The organism is Actinacidiphila sp. bgisy160 (assembly GCF_057707815.1).
In genome coordinates this window covers 1-18196 of record NZ_JBYIQW010000073.1, presented here as the reverse complement: position 1 = coordinate 18196, position 18196 = coordinate 1, and the positions used below count along the sequence as shown (strand labels likewise).

Here is an 18196-nt window from a genome sequence, read left to right as displayed (position 1 = left end):
GGGGAGGGCGGCGTGCGGACTCCGCACGGGTACGGCCGGCGCCTGCGGCGGCCGGTCGGGGAAAGGAAACAGGCGCCCCGAAGCCGAAGCCGAGGGCGATGGTGGTGTGACGCCCCGGAACCCGGTGCGCTCGCCGCTTCGCCGGCGCTCTCCGACGCCTCGTCAACCAGGCCGTGCACCCGGGGCCGATGCCCGGAAGCCGGCGCCGCCTCGCCGGTGTGATTTCCGGTTGATGTCGTGCAACTGACGTGAATTTCCGGTGTGTTTCGCGGCCCTTGAGGATTTGTTCGAAATCTTGAGGGTGTGATCGAATCCGCCCACGACATCGCAAGGAGGACCTGTGTTCTTCTCCAAGGCCCGAACACCGGGCTGGGCGGCTGCGGGCACCACGGCTGCCGTACTCGTCACTCTGCTGACCCCCGCCACGGCCGGGGCGACCGCGGCGGCCGCACCGTCGGAGCGGCCGTCAGGCCGCCCCGGCGGTCCGGCGAGGACGGTGACCCTCATCACCGGTGACAAGGTCACCGTCACGCCCGACGCGGGCGGCGGCCGCGACACGCTGAGCGTCGAGCGCCGGCCCGGGGCGCCCGGCTCGGTGCGCATCGTCACCGAGGGCGGCGACACCTTCGTCTACCCGGACGAGGCGCTCGCCTACCTGGCCGCGGACCGTCTCGACAAGCGCCTGTTCAACGTCACGGACCTGATGGCGCAGGGCTACGACGACGCACGCGCCCCGAAGCTCCCCCTGATCGTCACCGGCGGGAACGCCGCGGCCCTGCGGCCCGGCGGCACGCTGCTGCGAGGTGCGCAGACCGTACGCGCACTGCCGTCGGTCGGTGGTGAGGCCGTCGCGGCGGACCGCAGGGCCGCGGGCGACACCTGGACCGCGCTCACGGCGGCCGGCACCGGCTCCTCCGGGCAGGACACGGCCGGGTCCCGAAAGGCGGCCGCCGAGCCGTCGTTCGCCGGCGGCATCGACAAGATCTGGCTGGACGGCAAGACGAAGGCGGCACTCGCCGACACCACGGCCCAGATAGGCGCCCCCCAGGTCTGGGAGTCGGGCGACACCGGCGCCGGAGTCACGGTGGCGGTGCTCGACACCGGCGCCGACACCGGCCACCCGGACCTCAAGGACCGCATCGTCGCGACCCGCAGTTTCGTCCCGGACCTGGACGTGCGGGACGTCAAGGGCCATGGGACGCACGTGGCCTCCACCGTCGCCGGCACCGGCGCGGCGTCGGGCGGCAAGGAGAAGGGCGTGGCCCCCGGAGCCGACCTGGTGGTCGGCAAGGTGCTCGGCGACCACGGCGAGGGCCAGGAGTCCTGGGTCATCAGCGGCATGGAGTGGGCGGCACGCACGCAGCACGCCCGGGTCGTCAACATGAGCCTCGGCAGCGACGAGCCCAGTGACGGAACGGACCCGATGAGCCAGAGCCTGAACGCTCTGAGCAGGGAGACGGGCACGCTGTTCGTGGTGGCCGCCGGCAACACCGGCCGCGGAGCCACGCCGTACACCATCGGCTCCCCCGGCGCCGCGGACGCCGCGCTGACGGTGGGGGCGGTGGACTCCTCCGACCGGCTGGCGAACTTCTCCAGCGTCGGCCCGCGGGTCGGCAACGAGGGAGTCAAGCCCGACGTGACGGCTCCCGGCGTCGGCGTCCTCGCGGCCCGGTCGCAGTACATGAGCCAGGGCGAGGGCTACTACATCACCAGCGACGGGACCTCGATGGCCTCCCCGCACGTCGCCGGTGCCGCGGTCCTGCTCGCGCAGAAGCATCCCGACTGGACGGCACGCCAGTTGAAGGACGCTCTGATGAGCACCAGCAAGCCCACGCCGTACCTCACCGCGTACCAGGGCGGTGCCGGGCGCGTCGACGCGGCGGCCGCCGTCCGCGCCGAGGTCACCGCGAACGGCTCGGTCTTCCGCTTCCTGCCGTGGCCGAACGAGAGCACCGGCTCCGTCAAGCAGGAGATCACGTACACCAACTCCGGGGACGGGCCGGTGACACTGCGGCTCGCCGCGGAGCCGGACGCGTCCGGCGACACCGCGTTCTCGCTGTCCGCCGGCCAGGTCACCGTGCCGGCCCACGGCAGCACCGGCGTCGAGGTCGGTGCGGACCTGTCCGGCCTCGCGCGGGGCAACCACACCGCCCGGGTCGTCGCCCGCGACGCCGGCGGGGCCGTCGTCGCCCACACGGTCGCCGGCGTGTCCCTCGAACCCGAGCGGTACGACCTCGACATCACCATGAAGGACCGTGCGGGCGAGCCGATGAGCGGCTGGATCCACCTCAAGGGCGCTCTCAGCCGGTCCACGACCGCGTACGAGATCCCCGAGAACGGCCGGCTCACCCTGCGTCTGCCGGCCGACACCTACACCGTGGTGTCCTACGCGGACGTCCAGGGCACCCACGGCCCGAGCTCCCGAGGCATCGCGCTTCTGAGCGCTCCCGAGGTCGACCTGACCGCGGACCGGAAGGTCGCCCTGGACGCCTCGAAGGCGCACCAGGTGAGGGCGGACACACCCAAGGCCGCCACGCTGGTCGACACCCGGCTGGACTTCTTCCGGTCCTTCACCTCCGCGGAACCCACCCCGACCGACTACACCGCCGTCCGGGAGAACGTCGTCGTCGGGAAGGGCTACGACAGCGTCTGGGCCCAGCCGACCGGCGCCAAGGTGCACCGCGGCGGCTTCGTCTTCACCACCCGCCTGCGGGCGCAGGAGAGCCCGCTCGAGCTGTCCTACGACGGCGAGCGGATCGACGACGCACTGGCGCAGCAGGGCAGCGCCGTCCTCCCCGACGGCAAGGTCAACCTGGACCCGGTGTTCGCCGGAGCCGGTTCGCCCCAGGACTTCGCGAAGGTCACCGCCCGCGGCAAGGTCGCGGTGGTGCGCCACAGCGACGAGGTCGAGCCCCTGGTTCAGGCGCGGGCCGCGAAGGCGGCGGGCGCGGAGCTGCTGCTCGTGGTGAACGACGGAGTGGGGCGGCTGTCCACCTGGTACGGGGAGCCGGACTACCGCACCGCCGTCGACATGCCCGTGGTGTCCGTCAACAAGGACGAGGGCGAGGCGCTGATCGACCGGATCACCACCAAGGGCAACGGCCACGGCAAGACGCGCTTGAAGGTGACGGCCCATCCGTCACCCGCGTATCTGTACGACCTGGTCAAGTACCACAAGGGTGCCGTTCCCGAGGACGTGACCTACCACGCGGACAAGGAGCGGCTGGCCCGCGTCGATCTCGACTTCGCCCAGCCGCGGGGCAGGACGGCCTCGGAGCGGCGCACGGACTTCCCGGCGTACGAGTGGAGCGCCGGGTACTCATTCGGCCTGGAGCCGGCCGCCCCCGGAAAGCGCACGGACTGGGTGACCGCGGGGGACGACGTGCGCTGGCAGCAGACCGTGTCGGTCGACGGCTGGGTGGGCGCCACCAACAGTCCCACGTCCTACCGGCCGGGCAGCACCCGGCAGGAGCGCTGGCTCGGCCCGGTCCTGCGCCCGCGCATGTCCGACAGTGACTCCCAAGTGCGCGACGAGACCTCGCTCTCGCTCGTCGTTCCGGGCTGGAGCGACTCCGGGACCGCGCACTCGGGCTCCGCGGGGAGCGAGAAGATGACGACCCGCACGTCACTGATCCAGGGCGGCACCACGCTGGTCACGACCGACAGCGCCTACGTCAACGCCTGGGACCTGCCGACCGAGTCGCTGCCGTACCGGCTCGTCGTCGACACGGCCGATGACCTGGCGGTGAGCCCGTACTCCTCGAAGACCCACACGGAGTGGGACTTCGTGTCGGGCAAGGCGCAGTCCGGGACGGTGCCGCTGGTGCAGCTCGACTACGGCACCGAACTCGACGCCGAAGGCAGGTCGCGCCGCGTGGGAGAGGTCTCCGTCACCCCCTCGGTGCTCGGCACTTCAGCGCAGGACGCGGTGTCCTCGGTCCGGCTCGAGGTCTCCTACGACGACGGGGCGTCCTGGACGCGACAGGACCTGAAGAACCGTCAGGGGACCTGGAGCACCACCCTGCGTGCCCCCTCCTCGGCCGCGTTCGTGGCGCTGCGCACCAGCGCCACGGCACGCACCGGGGGCTCGGTCTCGCAGACCGTCATCCGGGCCTTCGGCCTGAAGTGACGCCCGGGGGCCGGCGCCGCGCGGTACGCGTGGCCCCGGCCCCCGGGAGCGACCGCCGCAGTCCCGTCCGGGCGCGATCGCGCGCACAGGCGGGCGCTCCCGTGCCCGAGCGGTGCCATGCGGCGGTGCTTACGGCCAGGGCCGGGCCACCCGCCGGACCGGCGGGCATTCGCCGGTCGCCGCCTCTTCGACCACGCCGTCCGTGTCGGGCGCGAGGCCGCCGGGCGGCGCCCTCGCGGGAACGGCCCTACCGTGCCGGACGCGTCGCAGTGGTGCCGTCGCCGCGGCCCCGTCGGCCGTCGGTGCCTACGCCGTTACCGCGACCTTTCCCCAGGGCGCGGTGGCCGGCACCGCTGAGCCGCCCCTCACGGTCACGGCCTTTGACGCGCGATAAGTAGAGGTTTAGTATCCAGATATGCGAACAGGCAAGGGCGTGGAGTGGGCCGTGCACACACTGCTCAACCTCGCGTGGCTCGGGGACGGCGAGCCGGTCCCGACCGTGCAGCTGGCCGCCGGGCATGATCTTTCCCCGTCCTACCTGAACAAGCAGCTCCAGCAACTCGTCAAGGCGGGGCTGCTGGAATCCGTGCCGGGTGCGCGGGGCGGCTTCCGGCTGGCCCGCCCGCTGGAAGCGGTGTCGATGCTGGACGTGGTCCTCGCCGTCGAGGGGGACGACCCCCTGTTCCGCTGCGCGGAGATCCGCCGCTGCGGAACCATCGGCGAGCGGGTGCCGGCCGGCGGCTTCAGCCGCCCGTGTGCGGTGAACAGTGCGATGGGGCGGGCCGAGCTTGCCTGGCGGAAGGCACTGGCCCAGCAGAGCCTCGCCGAAGTGCGGGCGGAGGCCGAAGCGCATGCTCCGTCGCTCGGCTCGTACGTCCGCGCCGGACTCGGGCGCGACTGAGCCGCTTCCCGTGCAGGTGCCCCCGGCTCCCGCACAGCATGATTCAGGATAAGAAATATCTCGATTTTCGGATGCGTGGGGGCGAAGGAGGTCACGTCAGCATGAATGTCACCCGTGTGCCCGGGCCGCCCGCGGTGCTCGAGGCCGAGTGGGAGACGCACCGGCCCGCCGTGTTCGGGGTGGCGTACCGCCTGCTCGGAAGCGTGGCCGACGCCGAGGACGTGGCGCAGGACGTGTGGCTGCGGGCGGCCGGGGCGGATTTGCGCGACATCGTGGACCTTCGGGCCTGGCTGGTCACGGTCGCCGCGCGACGGTCGTACGACGTCCTGAAGTCCGCCCGGGTCCGCCGGGAGACCTATGTGGGGCCGTGGCTGCCCGCGCCGCTGCTGACGGGACCGGACGCGTCGGAGGCGGTGCTCGTCGACGAGTCCGTAGGGTCCGCGATGCTCCTGGTCATGGAGGAGCTGAGCCCGCCGGAGCGGGTGGCCTTCATCCTCCACGACGTCTTCGGCCTCGAGTTCAGCCGGATCGCCGACGTGCTGGACGCCTCCGCGCCGGCCGCCCGCCAGCTCGCCTCCCGGGCGCGGCGGAAGGTGGCCGAGGCCAGGCAGTCCACGCTGCGGACGTCCCGGGCCGAGCGGGAACGGCTGCTCGCCGCGTTCCGCGCCGCGTACGAGGCCGGGGACCTGGCCGGGCTGGTGCGGCTCCTGCACCCGGAGGCCGTGTACGTCACCGACGGCGGCGGCAGGGTCGCCACCGCGCGCAAGCTCGTCCACGGCGGCGCTCGCATCGCCCGGCTGATGGTGGGCGTGTGGCTCCGGTGGCGTCCGGACCGCATCGAGCTCGTCGAGGTCGGCGGCGAACCGGCCCTCCTCCACCGCCGCGGTGCCCACGTCTTCTCGGTGGACACGGTGGAGATCGAGGACGGCCGGATCACCGAGTACCGCAGGGTCCTCAACCCGGAGAAGATCGCCCATGTCTGAGCTCCCGAACCGCTCTCGCACCGGAGCGAGCCGCCGCGCGTGACGGCGGACCCCCGACAAGGTTCACCCGACAGGAAAGACCAAAAGGAGAAACCCATGGCCGAGCAGCAGCGCGTCAACATCGGAAAGCAGCACCCGGACAGCTACCAGGCGCTCCTGGCCCTGTCCTCGACGGTGGAGGAGAGCGCCGCCGCGGCGGGCCTCGACCCGCTCCTGGTCGAACTGCTCAAGATCCGCACGTCCCAGATCAACGGCTGTTCCTTCTGCCTCCGGATGCACACGGGCGACGCCCTCAAGAAGGGCGAGAACCCGGACCGGATCGCGGTGCTGCCCGCCTGGGAGGAGACCGACTACTTCTCCGGGACCGACCGCGCCGCCCTGCGGCTGACCGAGGTGATCGCGCGCGTGGCGGACGGGCACGTGAGCGACGCCGACTACGAAGCGGCCGCGGCCGTGCTCACCGCGGACCAGGTCTCGGCGGTCGCCTGGCTGGCGACGCTGATGAACGCGTTCAATCGCGTCGCGATCACCAGCCGCTACCGGGTCGCCGGCTGAGCCGTCCGCCGGCGGCCCGGGCGGGGCCGGCCGGTCCGGACGTACGGTTGAGCTATGCGCGCCACACCGGACGACGGTGCTGCTCAGGCGTACGGAAGGGCTTCTTCCGACACCGCCGGACCGACATGCCGTGCGCAACTGGACGGGCTGCTGGACTGTGCCGCGCGCGACACCGGCGCCCACGCGAGCGCCCTCTTCCTGCTGGCCGCCGATGGACAGGCGCTGCGGCTCGAAGCAGCCGCGGGCATGCCGGCGGACTTCCTGGCGCCCTGGTTCGGGGTGGGCCTGTCCAGCCATGTGCCGGTGGCCGACGCGGTGCGCGAAAGGCGGCTGGTGTGGCTCAGCGAGCCTCAGGAACTCGCCCGCCACTACCCGCGTACGGCGATCGCCATGCCGTACCACTTCGCGGCGGCCGCGGCGCCGATCCTCAGCGGCGCCGCCCCTTGGGGAGCGCTCCTGCTGTTCTGGCCGTGCTGCGAGGCCCCCGAGCTCGCCGGGCCGGTGCACGAGCGGGTCGGCGCCGCCTGCCGGCGCCTGGCGCGGTTCCTCCAGGACGCCGCGGACGCGGGACGCCCGGTCACCCCCGCGGCGTGCCCGCGGACCCTGTCCCGGCCGCCCGCCCGTGAATGGGAGCCGTCCGAGGCGCTGGCCGCGGCACACTTCGCCGAGCGCCTGCCCGGAGGGAGCTGCACCCTCGACCTCGAGGGCAGGTTCACCTACCTCAGCGCCACAGCCGCCCGACTGCTGGGCGGGACCGTCCCCGGTCTCCTGGGCAGGCGCCCCTGGCAGGCCCTGTCCTGGTCGGCCGATCCCGCCTTCGAGGACCGCTTTCGCGCAGCCGTGGTCAGCCGGCATCCGGAATCGTTCACCGCGAAGGTCCCCCCGGGCCGGTGGCTCGCGTTCGAGCTCTACCCGGACGCCTCCGGGGTGAGCGTCCGCATCGTCCCTCGCGCTCCCGACCGCGTCCTGCACGCGGTCCGCCCCGGAACACCGGCCCCCCGGGGTGAGCCGATCGCCCTCGGCGAGCTCTACCAGGTCATGCACCTGGCCGCCGCCCTTTCCGAAGCGGTCGGCGGTGACGACGTGATCGACCTCGTCGCGGACGAGATGCTGCCGACCTTCCGGGCCCAGACCCTTGCCCTGGCCCTGTTCACGCCCGAGGACGGATGTCTGCGGTTCGTCGGCTGCCGGGGCTACAACCCCCGCCCCAAGGAGATCTTCACCGGAGCGGAATTCACCTCCCCGGCCGCGGTCGGCACCCTCACTGACGGCATGCCGGCCTTCTTCGCCAGCTTCGAGGAGATGGCCGGCGCCTATCCGCACGCCCCCGGCCACGACGGCCTGGACGCCCGGGCCTATCTGCCGCTGATCGCCTCCGGCCGGCCCGTGGGCCTGTGCGTCCTCGCCTTCGACCGGCCCCACCCCTTCCCCGGCAACCAGCGGACCGTGCTGACCGCGCTGGCGGGGCTGATCGCCCAGGCGCTGGAACGTGCCCGTCTCTACGACGCCAGCAAGGAACTGGCGGAGACCCTGCAGGCGGCCATGCTCCCCGACTCGCTGCCGGACATCCCCGGACTCGACGTCGCCGCCCGCTATCTGCCCAGCGTCCAGGGCATGGACATCGGTGGCGACTTCTACGACCTGGTCCGGGTCGACGACACCACCGCGGCCGCGGTCATCGGCGACGTCCAGGGCCACCACGTCAAGGCGGCGGCCCTCATGGGCCGGATCCGCCCCGCCATCCGCTCCCAGGCCGCCGCCGGGGCCGCACCGGCGCAGGCGCTGTGGCAGGCCAACCGTCAGCTGGTCGACCTGGACCCGGGCCGTTTCGTCAGCTGCCTGTACGCCCGGCTCGACCTCGCGCAGCGCCGGGCCCTGCTGGCCACCGCCGGCCATCCGCCGCCGGTGCTGTGTCACCCGGACGGGCACACGGAGGTCATCACCGTGCCGCCGGGCATGCTGCTCGGCATCGACCCCGAGGCGGACTACCCCACCACCGAGATCCCCCTGGAGCCCGGCACCGTCCTCGCGCTGTACACCGACGGACTCGTCGAGACCCCCGGGGTCGACCTGGACGACGCCATGGCCGGGCTCGCCGCCCGCCTCGCCCGGACCGCCCCCCAGCCCATGGACCGGCTCGCCACGGACCTGATCGACCACGCACGCCGGACGGCCCCGCGCACCGACGACATCGCGCTGCTGCTCATCAGGTTCGTCGCGGCCGCGTGACGGGGCGTCAGCGGCCGAAGGCGGCCCTGTCAGGGTCGCCGCCTTCGTCATCAGGGAGGCGAGCCGGCCCCCACGGGCGTGACAGAGCGGGTCGTCCTGCGGCGCAGTAACGTGGAATGGGGCCTTGAACAGCCGGAATCCGCGGCGCGCTTCTCCATCGTGAGGTCGTTCACCATGCCGAACAAGGACACCGGCGGTCCTGTCCCGTGGCAGTCGTGCATCACCACGCTGCTGGAACAGGAACCGCCCTTCATCCCCGACCGCGCCCAGGCGATGACCCTGCTCGTCCAGTACCCGCCCGGCCACCCGGGGATCCCGCCGCACCGGCACACCGGTCCCGCGTTCGGATACGTCGTCGAGGGCGAGATGCTCTTCGAGCTGGAGGGCGAACCCGAACGCGTCGTCCGGGCCGGCGAGACGTTCTGGGAACCCGGCGGTGACGTCATCCACTACCAGGACGGCAACAACCAGGACGACCAATGGCTCCGCTTCGTCGTGGTGATGCTCTGTGAGCCGGGCAAGCCCATGCTCACGGTCGTCGACGACGAGGAGCTGGCCGAGCGGCGGGACCGCCGCGCACCGCGACCGTCCTGACGCACCCGGGCCCGCTGCGGCGACCGGAACAGCCCGGCGGCGCTCGCCGCCGGGCTGTCACACCCGTACGGGTCACCTCGTCTCCCTGTCGAACCCGGAGGACACCTGCCTCGCGGACCATGCCCGCACGTCATCGAACTTCGACGAGGCCGGTGCGTGCGGACGCGATGTGTGGTCTCGTACAAGAGGGAGGATGCCGCATGGACGTTGCCAGTGACGCGGTGCCGATCGCGGAGCTGCTCGACGAGCGGCGGCATCTGCTGGATGTCGCCCGACGCATCTCGGGCAGCCACCGCGACGCGGAGAGCGTGATCGACGAGACATACCGCCGGTGGTACGCGCTCACCGACGCGGAGCGCGCGCGTATCGCGTCGCCCCGTGACTGGCTGTCGAGGACCGCCGGCGGCATCTGCCTGGGCCGCCCGGCCACGCCCGACCGTGCCCGGAACGCCGGGACCGGGGTTCCGGGCACGGGGCACGACGAACTCACCGACATCGTGCGTCGCCGGCTCCAGGCGCGGCGCTCCGGTCCGGCGGACTCGTGGGAGCACGACGCGGTCGTCCGCGCCCTCGGGGAAGCCTGCGCGGCGGGCGACGCCGCGGCGCTGGTCTCCGCGCTGTCCCCCGACGCCATGGCCGTCTTCGACGGCGGCGGCAAGGTCCGGACGCTGGTCCGCACGGTGCACGGCGGCCGGCAGGTCGCACACAGCCTCCTGACGCTGCTGGGTCCCCACCCGCGCACCTCGTTGACGGCCCAGTCGGTGAACAGCCGCACCGGACTCGTGGTGCGCTGCGACCACACGGTGGCCGCGGTCGTCAGCCTCGACGTCACCGACCGCCGCGTGGCTCAGGTCTGGGCCGTGCTCAACCCGGAGAAGCTGCGCCGGTGGAACCGAAGCCCCGATCGGTGACACGGTCCTTCGGCATGCCGGCGTACGAGGCCGGGCCCCGCGCCCTCACATCGCTCCGTGGCGCCACGCTCCCCGCCACGCTCCCCGCCACGTCGCGCCGCCCCGGCGACCAGGGATGATCGCAGTCGGTGACGGTCGCCGACGGTGATCGGCTGTGGATGCCGTAGTGCCCCTTGGGGCGTATCGTCCGTTTATGGGATCGGAGGGGTGCGGCGGCCGCGTGGCTCGGCGGCACGGACGGACGGCGCGGCCGGCACGGTGCCGCCGGTGGTCCGCGCACGTGTCGCGGCCCGAGGGAGACGGGGGCGAACGTGGTGACCCGGCATGACGTGAGGCCTATGACGGGCGGCATGCGACGCTTCGCAGGCCTGTTCGAAGGTCTTGTCCGGGACACCGACGCCGCGGTGGGCATGCTGTACGTGCTCACGCCGGAGAAGCGGGCGCTGGAGCTGGTGGCACTGTCCGGCATGCCCCGGCGGATCGCCGCTCCGTGGGCGCGGATCGGGGTGGACGACGCGGCGCCGGTGGCGCAGGCCGTGCGGGAGCGGTCGCTGGTGTGGGTGGGGGATTCCAAGGAGCTGGCCGAACGCTTCCCCAGGATCGCGCTGGTGGCCCCCTACGAGATCCTGCTGGCGGCGGCGCCGATCATGGACGGGGACGTGACGTGGGGTGCGGTGTGCCTGCTGTGGCCGGTCTCGCACCCGCCGGCCCTGAGCCCCGGCGAGCGGGACGCGATCATGGTCTTCTGCGGCAGGTCGGGGCGGCTCCTGAGGCACTACGCGGACCGGGGCCACCCTGTCGAGGCCGGTGCGGACGTCCTGAACCTGCGGGCGGTGCGCCGTCGCGAGCCCGGCCGGGCCGAGGCGCTGGCGGCGTACGAGTTCGCCGCGCGGCTGCCGACCGGTTGCTGTTCGCTGGACCTGGAGGGCCGGGTCAGGTTCCTCAACCAGGCGGCGGCCGATCTGCTCGGCATCGGTGCCGCGGACCTCATGGGCTCACTTCCCTGGGAACGGCTGCTGTGGCTCGACGGCCGGGCGTTCGAGGACGCGTACCGCGCCGCCGTCATCAGCAAGCAGACCACGGCGTTCACCGCCCTGCGCCCCCCGGACCAGTGGCTGTCCTTCCGGCTCGACCCGGGACTCTCCGGGGTGAGCGTCACCGTCACCCCGTCACAGCGAGGGCGCCCGGCCGCAACTGACGGGCCGGCGGTTCCTCCGGGCGCCCACGGCCCGGTCGGCGCCTCCGCCATGTACCAGTTGATGTACCTGGCCGCGACGCTCACCGAGGCGGTCGGCGTGCGGGATGTGGTCGACCAGGTCGCCGACCAGCTCGTCCCGGCGTTCGAGGCCCAGGGCCTGGTCGTACTCACCGCCGAGGGCGGGCGCCTGCGCGTCGTCGGCCAGCGCGGCTACACCGACGATTTCATGGCCCAAGTCGACGGAGCGCCGCTGACCTCCCACATCGTGACCGCCCGGGCCCTCACCAGCGGTACCCCGCTGTTCTTCCCGAGCTTCGCCGAGCTGCACCGCGCCTACCCGCACACTCCGCGCTTCCGGCACCGGGACGCGTGGGCCTTCCTGCCGCTGATCACCTCGGGCCGTCCCGTCGGGCTGCTGGTGCTGTCCTACGACCGTCCCCGTCCGTTCCCCCAGACCGAACGCACCGTCCTGGTCGCCCTGGCCGGACTCATCGCACAGGCCATGGACCGCGCCCACCTCTACGACACCAAGCACCAGCTCGCCCGCACTCTGCAGACCGGCCTGTTGCCCAAGGAACTGCCCCGGATACCCGGCCTCGACGTCGCCGCCCGCTACCTGCCGGCCGGCCACGGGAGCGACATCGGCGGGGACTTCTACGACCTCATCCACTGCGGGACCAACTGCGCGGCCGTCACCATCGGCGATGTCCAGGGGCACAACCTGCAGGCTGCCGCCCTGATGGGACAGGTCCGCATCGCCGTCCACGCGTACGCCACCGCCCACTCCGCACCCGGCGAGGTGCTGGCCAGGACCAACCGCCTGCTGTCGGATCTGGACCCGGGTCTGTTCACCAGCTGCCTGTTCGTCCACATCGACCTGGAACGGCACGTCGCCCGGCTGGCCACCGCGGGTCACCCCCCGCCCCTGATCTGCCGGCCCGACGGCCGCGCGGGGACCCTCGCGATGACGCCGGGCCTGCTGCTGGGCATCGCACCGGACGGCGAGTACCCCACCACGCAGGTCCCGCTGCCCCCGGGCACACTGCTGGCGCTGTACACCGACGGCCTCGTCGAATCCCCCGGCACCGACGCCGAACTGGCCGCGGGCGACCTCGTGCGGTACTTGGCCGCAGCGGCCGACCAGGGCGTGGACGCCGTCGCGGACAGTCTCCTGGAACACGCCCTGCGGACCGCCCCCGGTACCGATGACACCGCACTGCTGGTCGTCCGTCCCGGCGGCCCCGGCTGCGTCCCGCCGGCGAACGAGGGATAGGCCGGGATCCCCGCAGGACCTGGAAGCCGCCGACCCCGGCCTGGTGGGCGGGCACAGCGCCGGGCGCGGCCACCACCTGGCCCAGAACTTCCTGTTCCGGCCGATGCCCGGGCACGACGGCTATCGCACGGCGGTCCCCGGCCGGTACCTGACCGGTGCCGCGACGCGGTCGGCGCGGGGAACAACGCGACGTCCGGCCTCCTCACGGCGCGCGGTCTCGAAGTGGGCCGAGTCGCGGCTGCCCGCCCCGGACGGGGCGACACCGTTCGCCGGGGAGGAGATCGAACTGACGGCATGACGCTCCGCGCTCGCACCGGGCGTCGCATCGCTGCCGCTGTCACCGCTCCAGCGCCTGGTACCCGACTCCCTTGGTGGCGGCGGCGCGCAGGGGGACGCCGCGGAAGGCCTGGATGAGGACGATCACGGCGCCGGCCGTGATGCACTGGTCGGCGAGGTTGAAGATCCCGGAATCGCCGATCTGGATGAAGTCCAGCACGGCGCCGCGGCCGAATCCCGGGGTGCGGAAGAGGCGGTCCGCGAGGTTCCCGCCGGCACCGGCGAAGATCAGCCCCAGGCCGACCGCCCAGGCCCTGGAGCGTACGGAGCCGGCGACCCGGATGATGGCCACGAGCGCGACGATCGCCACGAGGGTGAAGAGCAACGTCGCGCGGGGAGCGAAGGAGCCGGCCGCGCCGGAGTTCCGGAAGGCGGTGAAGGTCACCGCGCCGCCCAGGGCGTCCCTGGGTTCGTGACCCTCGACGACCACCGCGGCGATCGCCTTCGTGACCTGGTCCACGGCGAATCCGGCCGCCGCAACGGTCCACAGCAGATACGCCCGCCGCACTGCCCACCTCCTGATCGCTGGTGCCCGCACCGAGCGTACGCGCAGATCGCGGCGGCGGAACGGCCGCCCGGAGCGGAGCGCCGGCGGCGCGGCGGCACGGCCAAGATTCGGTATCACTTGATACGGTCTCGGACGAGCGGGTGGCTGCTAATGTGCGTCCATGACCGCCGACGCTCCTCGTGGAACCAGCGCCTCGCGTGCGACCGGCCGGCCCGGGGACACCTCGCCGTTCGCTCTGGGCCTGCTGCTGCGCCGGGCGCACTGGCGCGCGGGTGCGGTGATGTCGGAGGCGCTCCGGCCGCTCGGCATCGAGATGCGGCACTTCGCCGTGCTGATGGCGCTGGTGGACCGAGGCCCCACGGTGCAGCGGGACCTGGCGGCGGCGACGGGGTCGGACAAGGCGGGGATCATGCGGGTCGTGGACGACCTGGAGCGCAAGGGGCTCGCCGTGCGCAAGGCCGTCCCGGGCGACCGGCGGGTGCGGGCGGTGGAGATCACACCTGCGGGCGTCGAGCTGTTCGACGCGGCTCACGTGGCGGCGGCGCCCCTGGCCGGGCGTCTGGTCGCCGGACTCGGTCCCGGTGAGCCCGAGCGGCTGACCGAACTCCTGACCCGATTCGCCTATCCCGCAAACGGCGAGGAGTAGACGCGCCGTAACGAAGGCCGACGAGCCGCGTGGCGCATCCGCCACGCGGCTTTCCCGTTCCACCCGTGCCCGATGCGGAACCGCGTGTCCGTCAGTATTCTCACGGAAGATAGTATCGAGTGATACTGTCGTGAGTGTAACGAAGTTGGTCCCAGTGCGAGCGCGCAACCGATCCGAAGCGGCGCCCTGGTGAAAGAGGTGGATCATGAGGACTGCTCGTGGCCGGAATCCGCGGCCCACGTCCGTGGCCCTGGGTGCCCTTCCCCGTCCGGTGGCCGTGGCGGTGGGCGCCGGTGGCGTGCTCGGAGCCGCGCACGTCGGCGTGGGATACGCGCTGGAAGAGCGCGGATTCGTCCCCGACATGATCATCGGAACCTCGGTGGGCGCCCTTCTGGGGGCCATCGCGGCCGCCCACCCCGAGGGATCGGCACCCTGGCTCGACCGCGTGTGGACCCGCTTGCGCCGCCGTGAGGTGTATCCGCTCGGCTACCCCCCCTCACGGTCCAGTGTCTTCACCGATCGAGGCCTGCGCCGGCTGATCGCGCGGTCCGCGCTGCCGTCCCGTATCGAGGAACTTCCCGTTCCGTTCACGGCGGTCGCCATGGACCTGGACACCGGCGCTGCGGCGCTGCTCGACCACGGTGACCTGGAGTCCGCCCTGCTGGCCAGCGCGGCCGTCCCCGGAATCCTGCCCCCGGTCGAGCGCGAGGACAGGACGCTCGTCGACGGCGGCGTGATCGCCTATCTCCCGGTGCTGGCGGCCCTGCAGGCCGGGGCGGCCAGCGTCGTGGCGCTGTCGACCGGTCCAGAAGGCTCGCCGTCCTGCCCGGCCGCCCGGCGTCGAGGGGCCGGCGCGATCGCCGCCAGGGCAGGCGTGCTGCTGTTGCGCCATCAGATCGAGCGTGACCTGCACGAGGTGGCCCGGCACGTCCCGACCGTCGTGCTGCCCACCGGCATCGACGCCTGGCCCGCGCCGTGGGACTTCGGCCATTCCCAGCGGCTGATCAGCACCGCGCACCGCACGGCGGCAAAGTTCCTCGACGCGCTGCGCGTCCGCGGGCCCGGTCTCTACCGAACCGACTCCCCTCCGCCGGACGGGGCCGGCCCGGCCGTGGCACCCTCCCTCTCAGGGGGCCTGCTGTGAGCACCATCGCGTTCCTCAACCTCGCCATGCACGGGCGGGTCAACCCGACACTGCCCGTGGTCGCCGAGCTCGTCCGGCGCGGCCACCGCGTCACGTACCACACCTCGGCGGCGTTCCATGAGGAGATCGCGGCCGCGGGCGCCGAGGTGAGCGTCCACCCCGGCGGCGACCAGCCGCTTCCCGATCCACCGACACCGGTCACGCTGCTGGAGGCACTCGCCCGCGGTGCCGTCGGCCTGCTGCCCGCGGTGCTCACCGACCTGCGCCGCATCCGGCCGCACCTCATCGTCCACGACAACGCCTGCCTGTGGGGCGCGGTCGCCGCCCGCGAACTCGGTGTGCCCGCCGCCTCGTCGTACACCACCTTCGCGTTCAACCGGCTCGTGCCGAGCCCCACCCGCGGCTCCCGGGACCTGCTGGCCGACGCGGCGGCCCGGCCCCGCAGCGTCCAGGGCTACCTGCGGTCGCGACGGGAACTGCGCCGCCGCTACGACACCCGCGGGCTGCCCCTGTTCGACCTGGGCAACCTCCGACAGCCGCTCAACCTCGTGTACACCTCGCGGGCGTTCCAGCCCAAGGCCGAGCACTTCGACGCCTCCTACCGGTTCGTCGGGCCGAGCATCGGCGCCCGCCCGGCCGACCCGTCGTTCCCCGCCGACCGGCTGCGGGACCCCGTGGTGTACGCGTCGCTGGGCACGGTGTTCGATGCCGACCCGCGACTGCTGCGCACCCTTGCCACCGCACTGGCCGCACTGGGCGGCACGGTCGTCCTCTCCACCGGGCGCACCGATCCCGCCGCCCTGGGTCCGTTGCCGGCCCACGTGCTCGCCCGCCGCTTCGTCCCGCAACCCGAAGTGCTGGCCCGCGCAGCGCTGTTCGTCACCCATGGCGGAATGAACAGCGCCAATGAGGCCCTGTACGCCGGGGTTCCGATGCTGGTCGTCCCCCAGGGCGCCGACCAGCCGATGGTGGCCCGGCGCGTCGAGGAACTCGGTGCCGGACTGTCGATCCCCACCCGGGACATCACCGAGGACGCGGTGCGTGCCCTCGCGGGACGCTTGCTCCACGGCCCCGGGTTCCGGGCGGCCACGGCGGCCCTGCGGGCCGCCCAGCGCGAGGCGGGGGGACACCTCCGTGCCGCGGACGAACTCGAGCGGTACCTGCGTGCGGCAGGGCCCGCCGACCGCTCGCCGGCCTCCACCGATGCTCCACGGCGAGGCTGACCCATGTCACCTGTCGTCGTGATCCTTCTCGGGCTCGCCGGGGTGTCCGAGGCCGCCGGGCGCATCCTGCCCCTGGCCGTACGCCGGCCCGGCATGCCCCGCATCCTCGTCGCGGGGTCGCTGCTGGGCGGCGGCCTCGTCGAGAGCGCCGTGTTCGCGCTGTGGCCACTGACCGCGGGCACCCTGGCCCAGCTGGTGTTTCCCGCTCCACCGCCCGGCGCCGGGTCGGTGTGGACCGCGGAACTGGCGGCTCCGCTGGTGCTCGCCGGCGTCCTCGCGTTCCCCTGGCTCGGGCCCGTCCTCCACCTCGTGCTCTTCGTCGGGGCCGGGGCCGGGCTGGCCGGGCCGCTCGCCACGGCCACCGGCCTGGGCTGGTGGGACGCCGCCGGCTGCGTGGCCGTCGCAGGGACCGGACTGGGTCTCGCGGTCGAGGCCGTCCGGCGCCTGGTCGTGCGGATCAGCGCGAGCGAACCGCGGGAGTCGATCGCGTGAACGGCTACGTGCTCTGGGCGTTCGCGGTCGGGCCGGCCCTGATCGCCGAGGCGTTGCTGGCCCGCTACGAGGTGCTGGCCTACGGCGCGCGCTGGCGTGCCCCCGTCACCGAGCTGCCGGACGGCGTGCCCTACGCCCGCGGCGCGGCTCCCGACAGCCCCCCGGACGCCTACCTGGTCTACCTGGACGGCATCGGCAAACGCCGCGTCCGTGACAGCCGCGACGGGGGTCAACTGGTCGCCGCCCTCCTCGCCAGGGCCCCGGAACTGCGGCTGCTGGGCCAGGTCCAGCCCTACTCGCCCCTCGCCGACCCTCTTGCCGAGCGGCCGGTGTGGGCCTGGCTGCGGCGCCGCGTCGGGCTTGTGCTGTTCCTGCACAACGTCATGCAGATCTTCGTCGCCGCCGACCGCCGATACCGCCCCCTGTACAACCGGGCCGTCGGCCGCCAGATCGCCACCCAGCTCCGCCTCGCCGGCTACCGATCCGACAGCGGCATCCCCGTGGCGCTGCTCAGTTACAGCGGCGGCGCGCAGGTCGCCACCGGCGCGGTCGAGGAATTGCACTCCCAACTGCGCGCGCCCCTCCTGCTGATCACCCTGGGCGGATTCCACAACGGAGCCAACGACCTCACCCACGCCGCGCACCTGCACCGGCTGACCAGCGCGAGCGACCGCATCGAACGGCTCGGCACGTGGATCTTCCCTCAGCGCTGGCCCCTGCTCCGCGGCAGCGGCTGGAACCGGGCCCACCGCGCCGGAAAGGTCACCGTGCACCGGCTCGACCCGGCCACGCACGTCGGCCCACGCAGCTACATCAGCCGCACGGCTCAGGTACCCGACGGCCGCAGCCACGTCGACCGCACGGCCGACACCGTGGTGGCGCTCATCCGCGCCCACCACTGCGGGGCGGAGGCGGCGACAGGAACCTCATGACTCCACCCGGCGCAGCCGCCGGCCTCACTGGCCTTCGAGGAGCTGAAGGAAGCGCCCGCCCCCGCCGTCGAGGCCGAGGAAGGCCGGCCGGCCGGACGCCGCGTCCGCGTAGCGCGAACGCGGAACGGTGTATTCCTGCCTT

The 18196-nt window shown here is 73.1% G+C and carries 15 protein-coding genes; 14 read left to right on the top strand and 1 reads right to left on the bottom strand.

What is annotated here, in order from left to right; all coding sequences use genetic code 11:
• Positions 1-340: 340 nt before the first annotated feature.
• From AC3EUJ_RS33885 to AC3EUJ_RS33845, 9 genes are all read left to right on the top strand, one after another.
• Positions 341-4129: a S8 family serine peptidase gene (locus AC3EUJ_RS33885; protein WP_431968286.1), complete on the top strand. Its 3789-nt coding sequence runs from the start codon at positions 341-343 to the stop codon at positions 4127-4129.
• Between the two features lie 415 nt (positions 4130-4544).
• On the top strand, positions 4545-5030 hold the full coding sequence (locus AC3EUJ_RS33880; RefSeq protein WP_431968284.1) for an RrF2 family transcriptional regulator: 486 nt from the start codon (positions 4545-4547) through the stop codon (positions 5028-5030).
• Positions 5031-5131: 101 nt separating this feature from the next.
• Positions 5132-6013, top strand: a complete 882-nt coding sequence (gene sigJ / locus AC3EUJ_RS33875) for an RNA polymerase sigma factor SigJ (protein ID WP_431968282.1) — start codon at positions 5132-5134, stop codon at positions 6011-6013.
• Between the two features lie 96 nt (positions 6014-6109).
• On the top strand, positions 6110-6568 hold the full coding sequence (locus AC3EUJ_RS33870) for a carboxymuconolactone decarboxylase family protein (RefSeq protein WP_431968280.1): 459 nt from the start codon (positions 6110-6112) through the stop codon (positions 6566-6568).
• A 54-nt stretch (positions 6569-6622) separates the two neighbouring features.
• Complete coding sequence (locus AC3EUJ_RS33865) at positions 6623-8797, top strand: SpoIIE family protein phosphatase (RefSeq protein ID WP_431968278.1); 2175 nt, start codon at positions 6623-6625, stop codon at positions 8795-8797.
• Between the two features lie 174 nt (positions 8798-8971).
• Complete coding sequence (locus tag AC3EUJ_RS33860; RefSeq protein WP_431968276.1) at positions 8972-9391, top strand: cupin domain-containing protein; 420 nt, start codon at positions 8972-8974, stop codon at positions 9389-9391.
• 200 nt (positions 9392-9591) lie between these two features.
• Positions 9592-10302: a sigma-70 family RNA polymerase sigma factor family protein gene (locus tag AC3EUJ_RS33855; RefSeq protein WP_431968274.1), complete on the top strand. Its 711-nt coding sequence runs from the start codon at positions 9592-9594 to the stop codon at positions 10300-10302.
• Between the two features lie 350 nt (positions 10303-10652).
• The gene (locus AC3EUJ_RS33850) at positions 10653-12773 is read left to right on the top strand and encodes a SpoIIE family protein phosphatase (protein ID WP_431968272.1); all 2121 of its coding nucleotides are present in this window, start codon (positions 10653-10655) and stop codon (positions 12771-12773) included.
• Between the two features lie 43 nt (positions 12774-12816).
• Positions 12817-13071 (top strand): hypothetical protein, encoded by a 255-nt coding sequence (locus tag AC3EUJ_RS33845; protein ID WP_431968270.1) that lies wholly within the window; start codon positions 12817-12819, stop codon positions 13069-13071.
• Between the two features lie 39 nt (positions 13072-13110).
• Here AC3EUJ_RS33845 and AC3EUJ_RS33840 read toward each other — a convergent pair whose 3' ends face one another.
• Positions 13111-13617: a signal peptidase II gene (locus AC3EUJ_RS33840; protein ID WP_431968268.1), complete on the bottom strand. Its 507-nt coding sequence runs from the start codon at positions 13615-13617 to the stop codon at positions 13111-13113.
• A 160-nt stretch (positions 13618-13777) separates the two neighbouring features.
• Between AC3EUJ_RS33840 and AC3EUJ_RS33835 the strand changes: the two genes are divergently transcribed.
• The 5 genes from AC3EUJ_RS33835 to AC3EUJ_RS33815 all read left to right on the top strand — a co-directional run bounded on the left by AC3EUJ_RS33835 (position 13778) and on the right by AC3EUJ_RS33815 (position 18054).
• Positions 13778-14263, top strand: a complete 486-nt coding sequence (locus tag AC3EUJ_RS33835; protein ID WP_431968266.1) for a MarR family winged helix-turn-helix transcriptional regulator — start codon at positions 13778-13780, stop codon at positions 14261-14263.
• A 205-nt stretch (positions 14264-14468) separates the two neighbouring features.
• Positions 14469-15407: a patatin-like phospholipase family protein gene (locus AC3EUJ_RS33830; RefSeq protein ID WP_431968264.1), complete on the top strand. Its 939-nt coding sequence runs from the start codon at positions 14469-14471 to the stop codon at positions 15405-15407.
• Positions 15404-16630, top strand: a complete 1227-nt coding sequence (locus AC3EUJ_RS33825; RefSeq protein WP_431968262.1) for a macrolide family glycosyltransferase — start codon at positions 15404-15406, stop codon at positions 16628-16630. The genes AC3EUJ_RS33830 and AC3EUJ_RS33825 overlap by 4 nt, the downstream gene beginning before the upstream one ends.
• An 18-nt stretch (positions 16631-16648) precedes the next feature.
• The gene (locus AC3EUJ_RS33820) at positions 16649-17122 is read left to right on the top strand and encodes a hypothetical protein (protein WP_431968260.1); all 474 of its coding nucleotides are present in this window, start codon (positions 16649-16651) and stop codon (positions 17120-17122) included.
• Positions 17119-18054, top strand: a complete 936-nt coding sequence (locus AC3EUJ_RS33815; protein ID WP_431968258.1) for a hypothetical protein — start codon at positions 17119-17121, stop codon at positions 18052-18054. Before AC3EUJ_RS33820 ends, AC3EUJ_RS33815 begins: the two co-directional genes overlap by 4 nt.
• Positions 18055-18196 lie beyond the last annotated feature (142 nt).

Bases quoted from the DNA above. Each gene is read 5' to 3' on its own strand.
- AC3EUJ_RS33880 (WP_431968284.1), top strand. From the start codon at position 4,545: ATGCGAACAGGCAAGGGCGTGGAGTGGGCCGTGCACACACTGCTCAAC.
- sigJ (WP_431968282.1), top strand. From the start codon at position 5,132: ATGAATGTCACCCGTGTGCCCGGGCCGCCCGCGGTGCTCGAGGCCGAG.
- AC3EUJ_RS33870 (WP_431968280.1), top strand. From the start codon at position 6,110: ATGGCCGAGCAGCAGCGCGTCAACATCGGAAAGCAGCACCCGGACAGC.
- AC3EUJ_RS33865 (WP_431968278.1), top strand. From the start codon at position 6,623: ATGCGCGCCACACCGGACGACGGTGCTGCTCAGGCGTACGGAAGGGCT.
- AC3EUJ_RS33860 (WP_431968276.1), top strand. From the start codon at position 8,972: ATGCCGAACAAGGACACCGGCGGTCCTGTCCCGTGGCAGTCGTGCATC.
- AC3EUJ_RS33855 (WP_431968274.1), top strand. From the start codon at position 9,592: ATGGACGTTGCCAGTGACGCGGTGCCGATCGCGGAGCTGCTCGACGAG.
- AC3EUJ_RS33850 (WP_431968272.1), top strand. From the start codon at position 10,653: ATGCGACGCTTCGCAGGCCTGTTCGAAGGTCTTGTCCGGGACACCGAC.
- AC3EUJ_RS33835 (WP_431968266.1), top strand. From the start codon at position 13,778: ATGACCGCCGACGCTCCTCGTGGAACCAGCGCCTCGCGTGCGACCGGC.
- AC3EUJ_RS33830 (WP_431968264.1), top strand. From the start codon at position 14,469: ATGAGGACTGCTCGTGGCCGGAATCCGCGGCCCACGTCCGTGGCCCTG.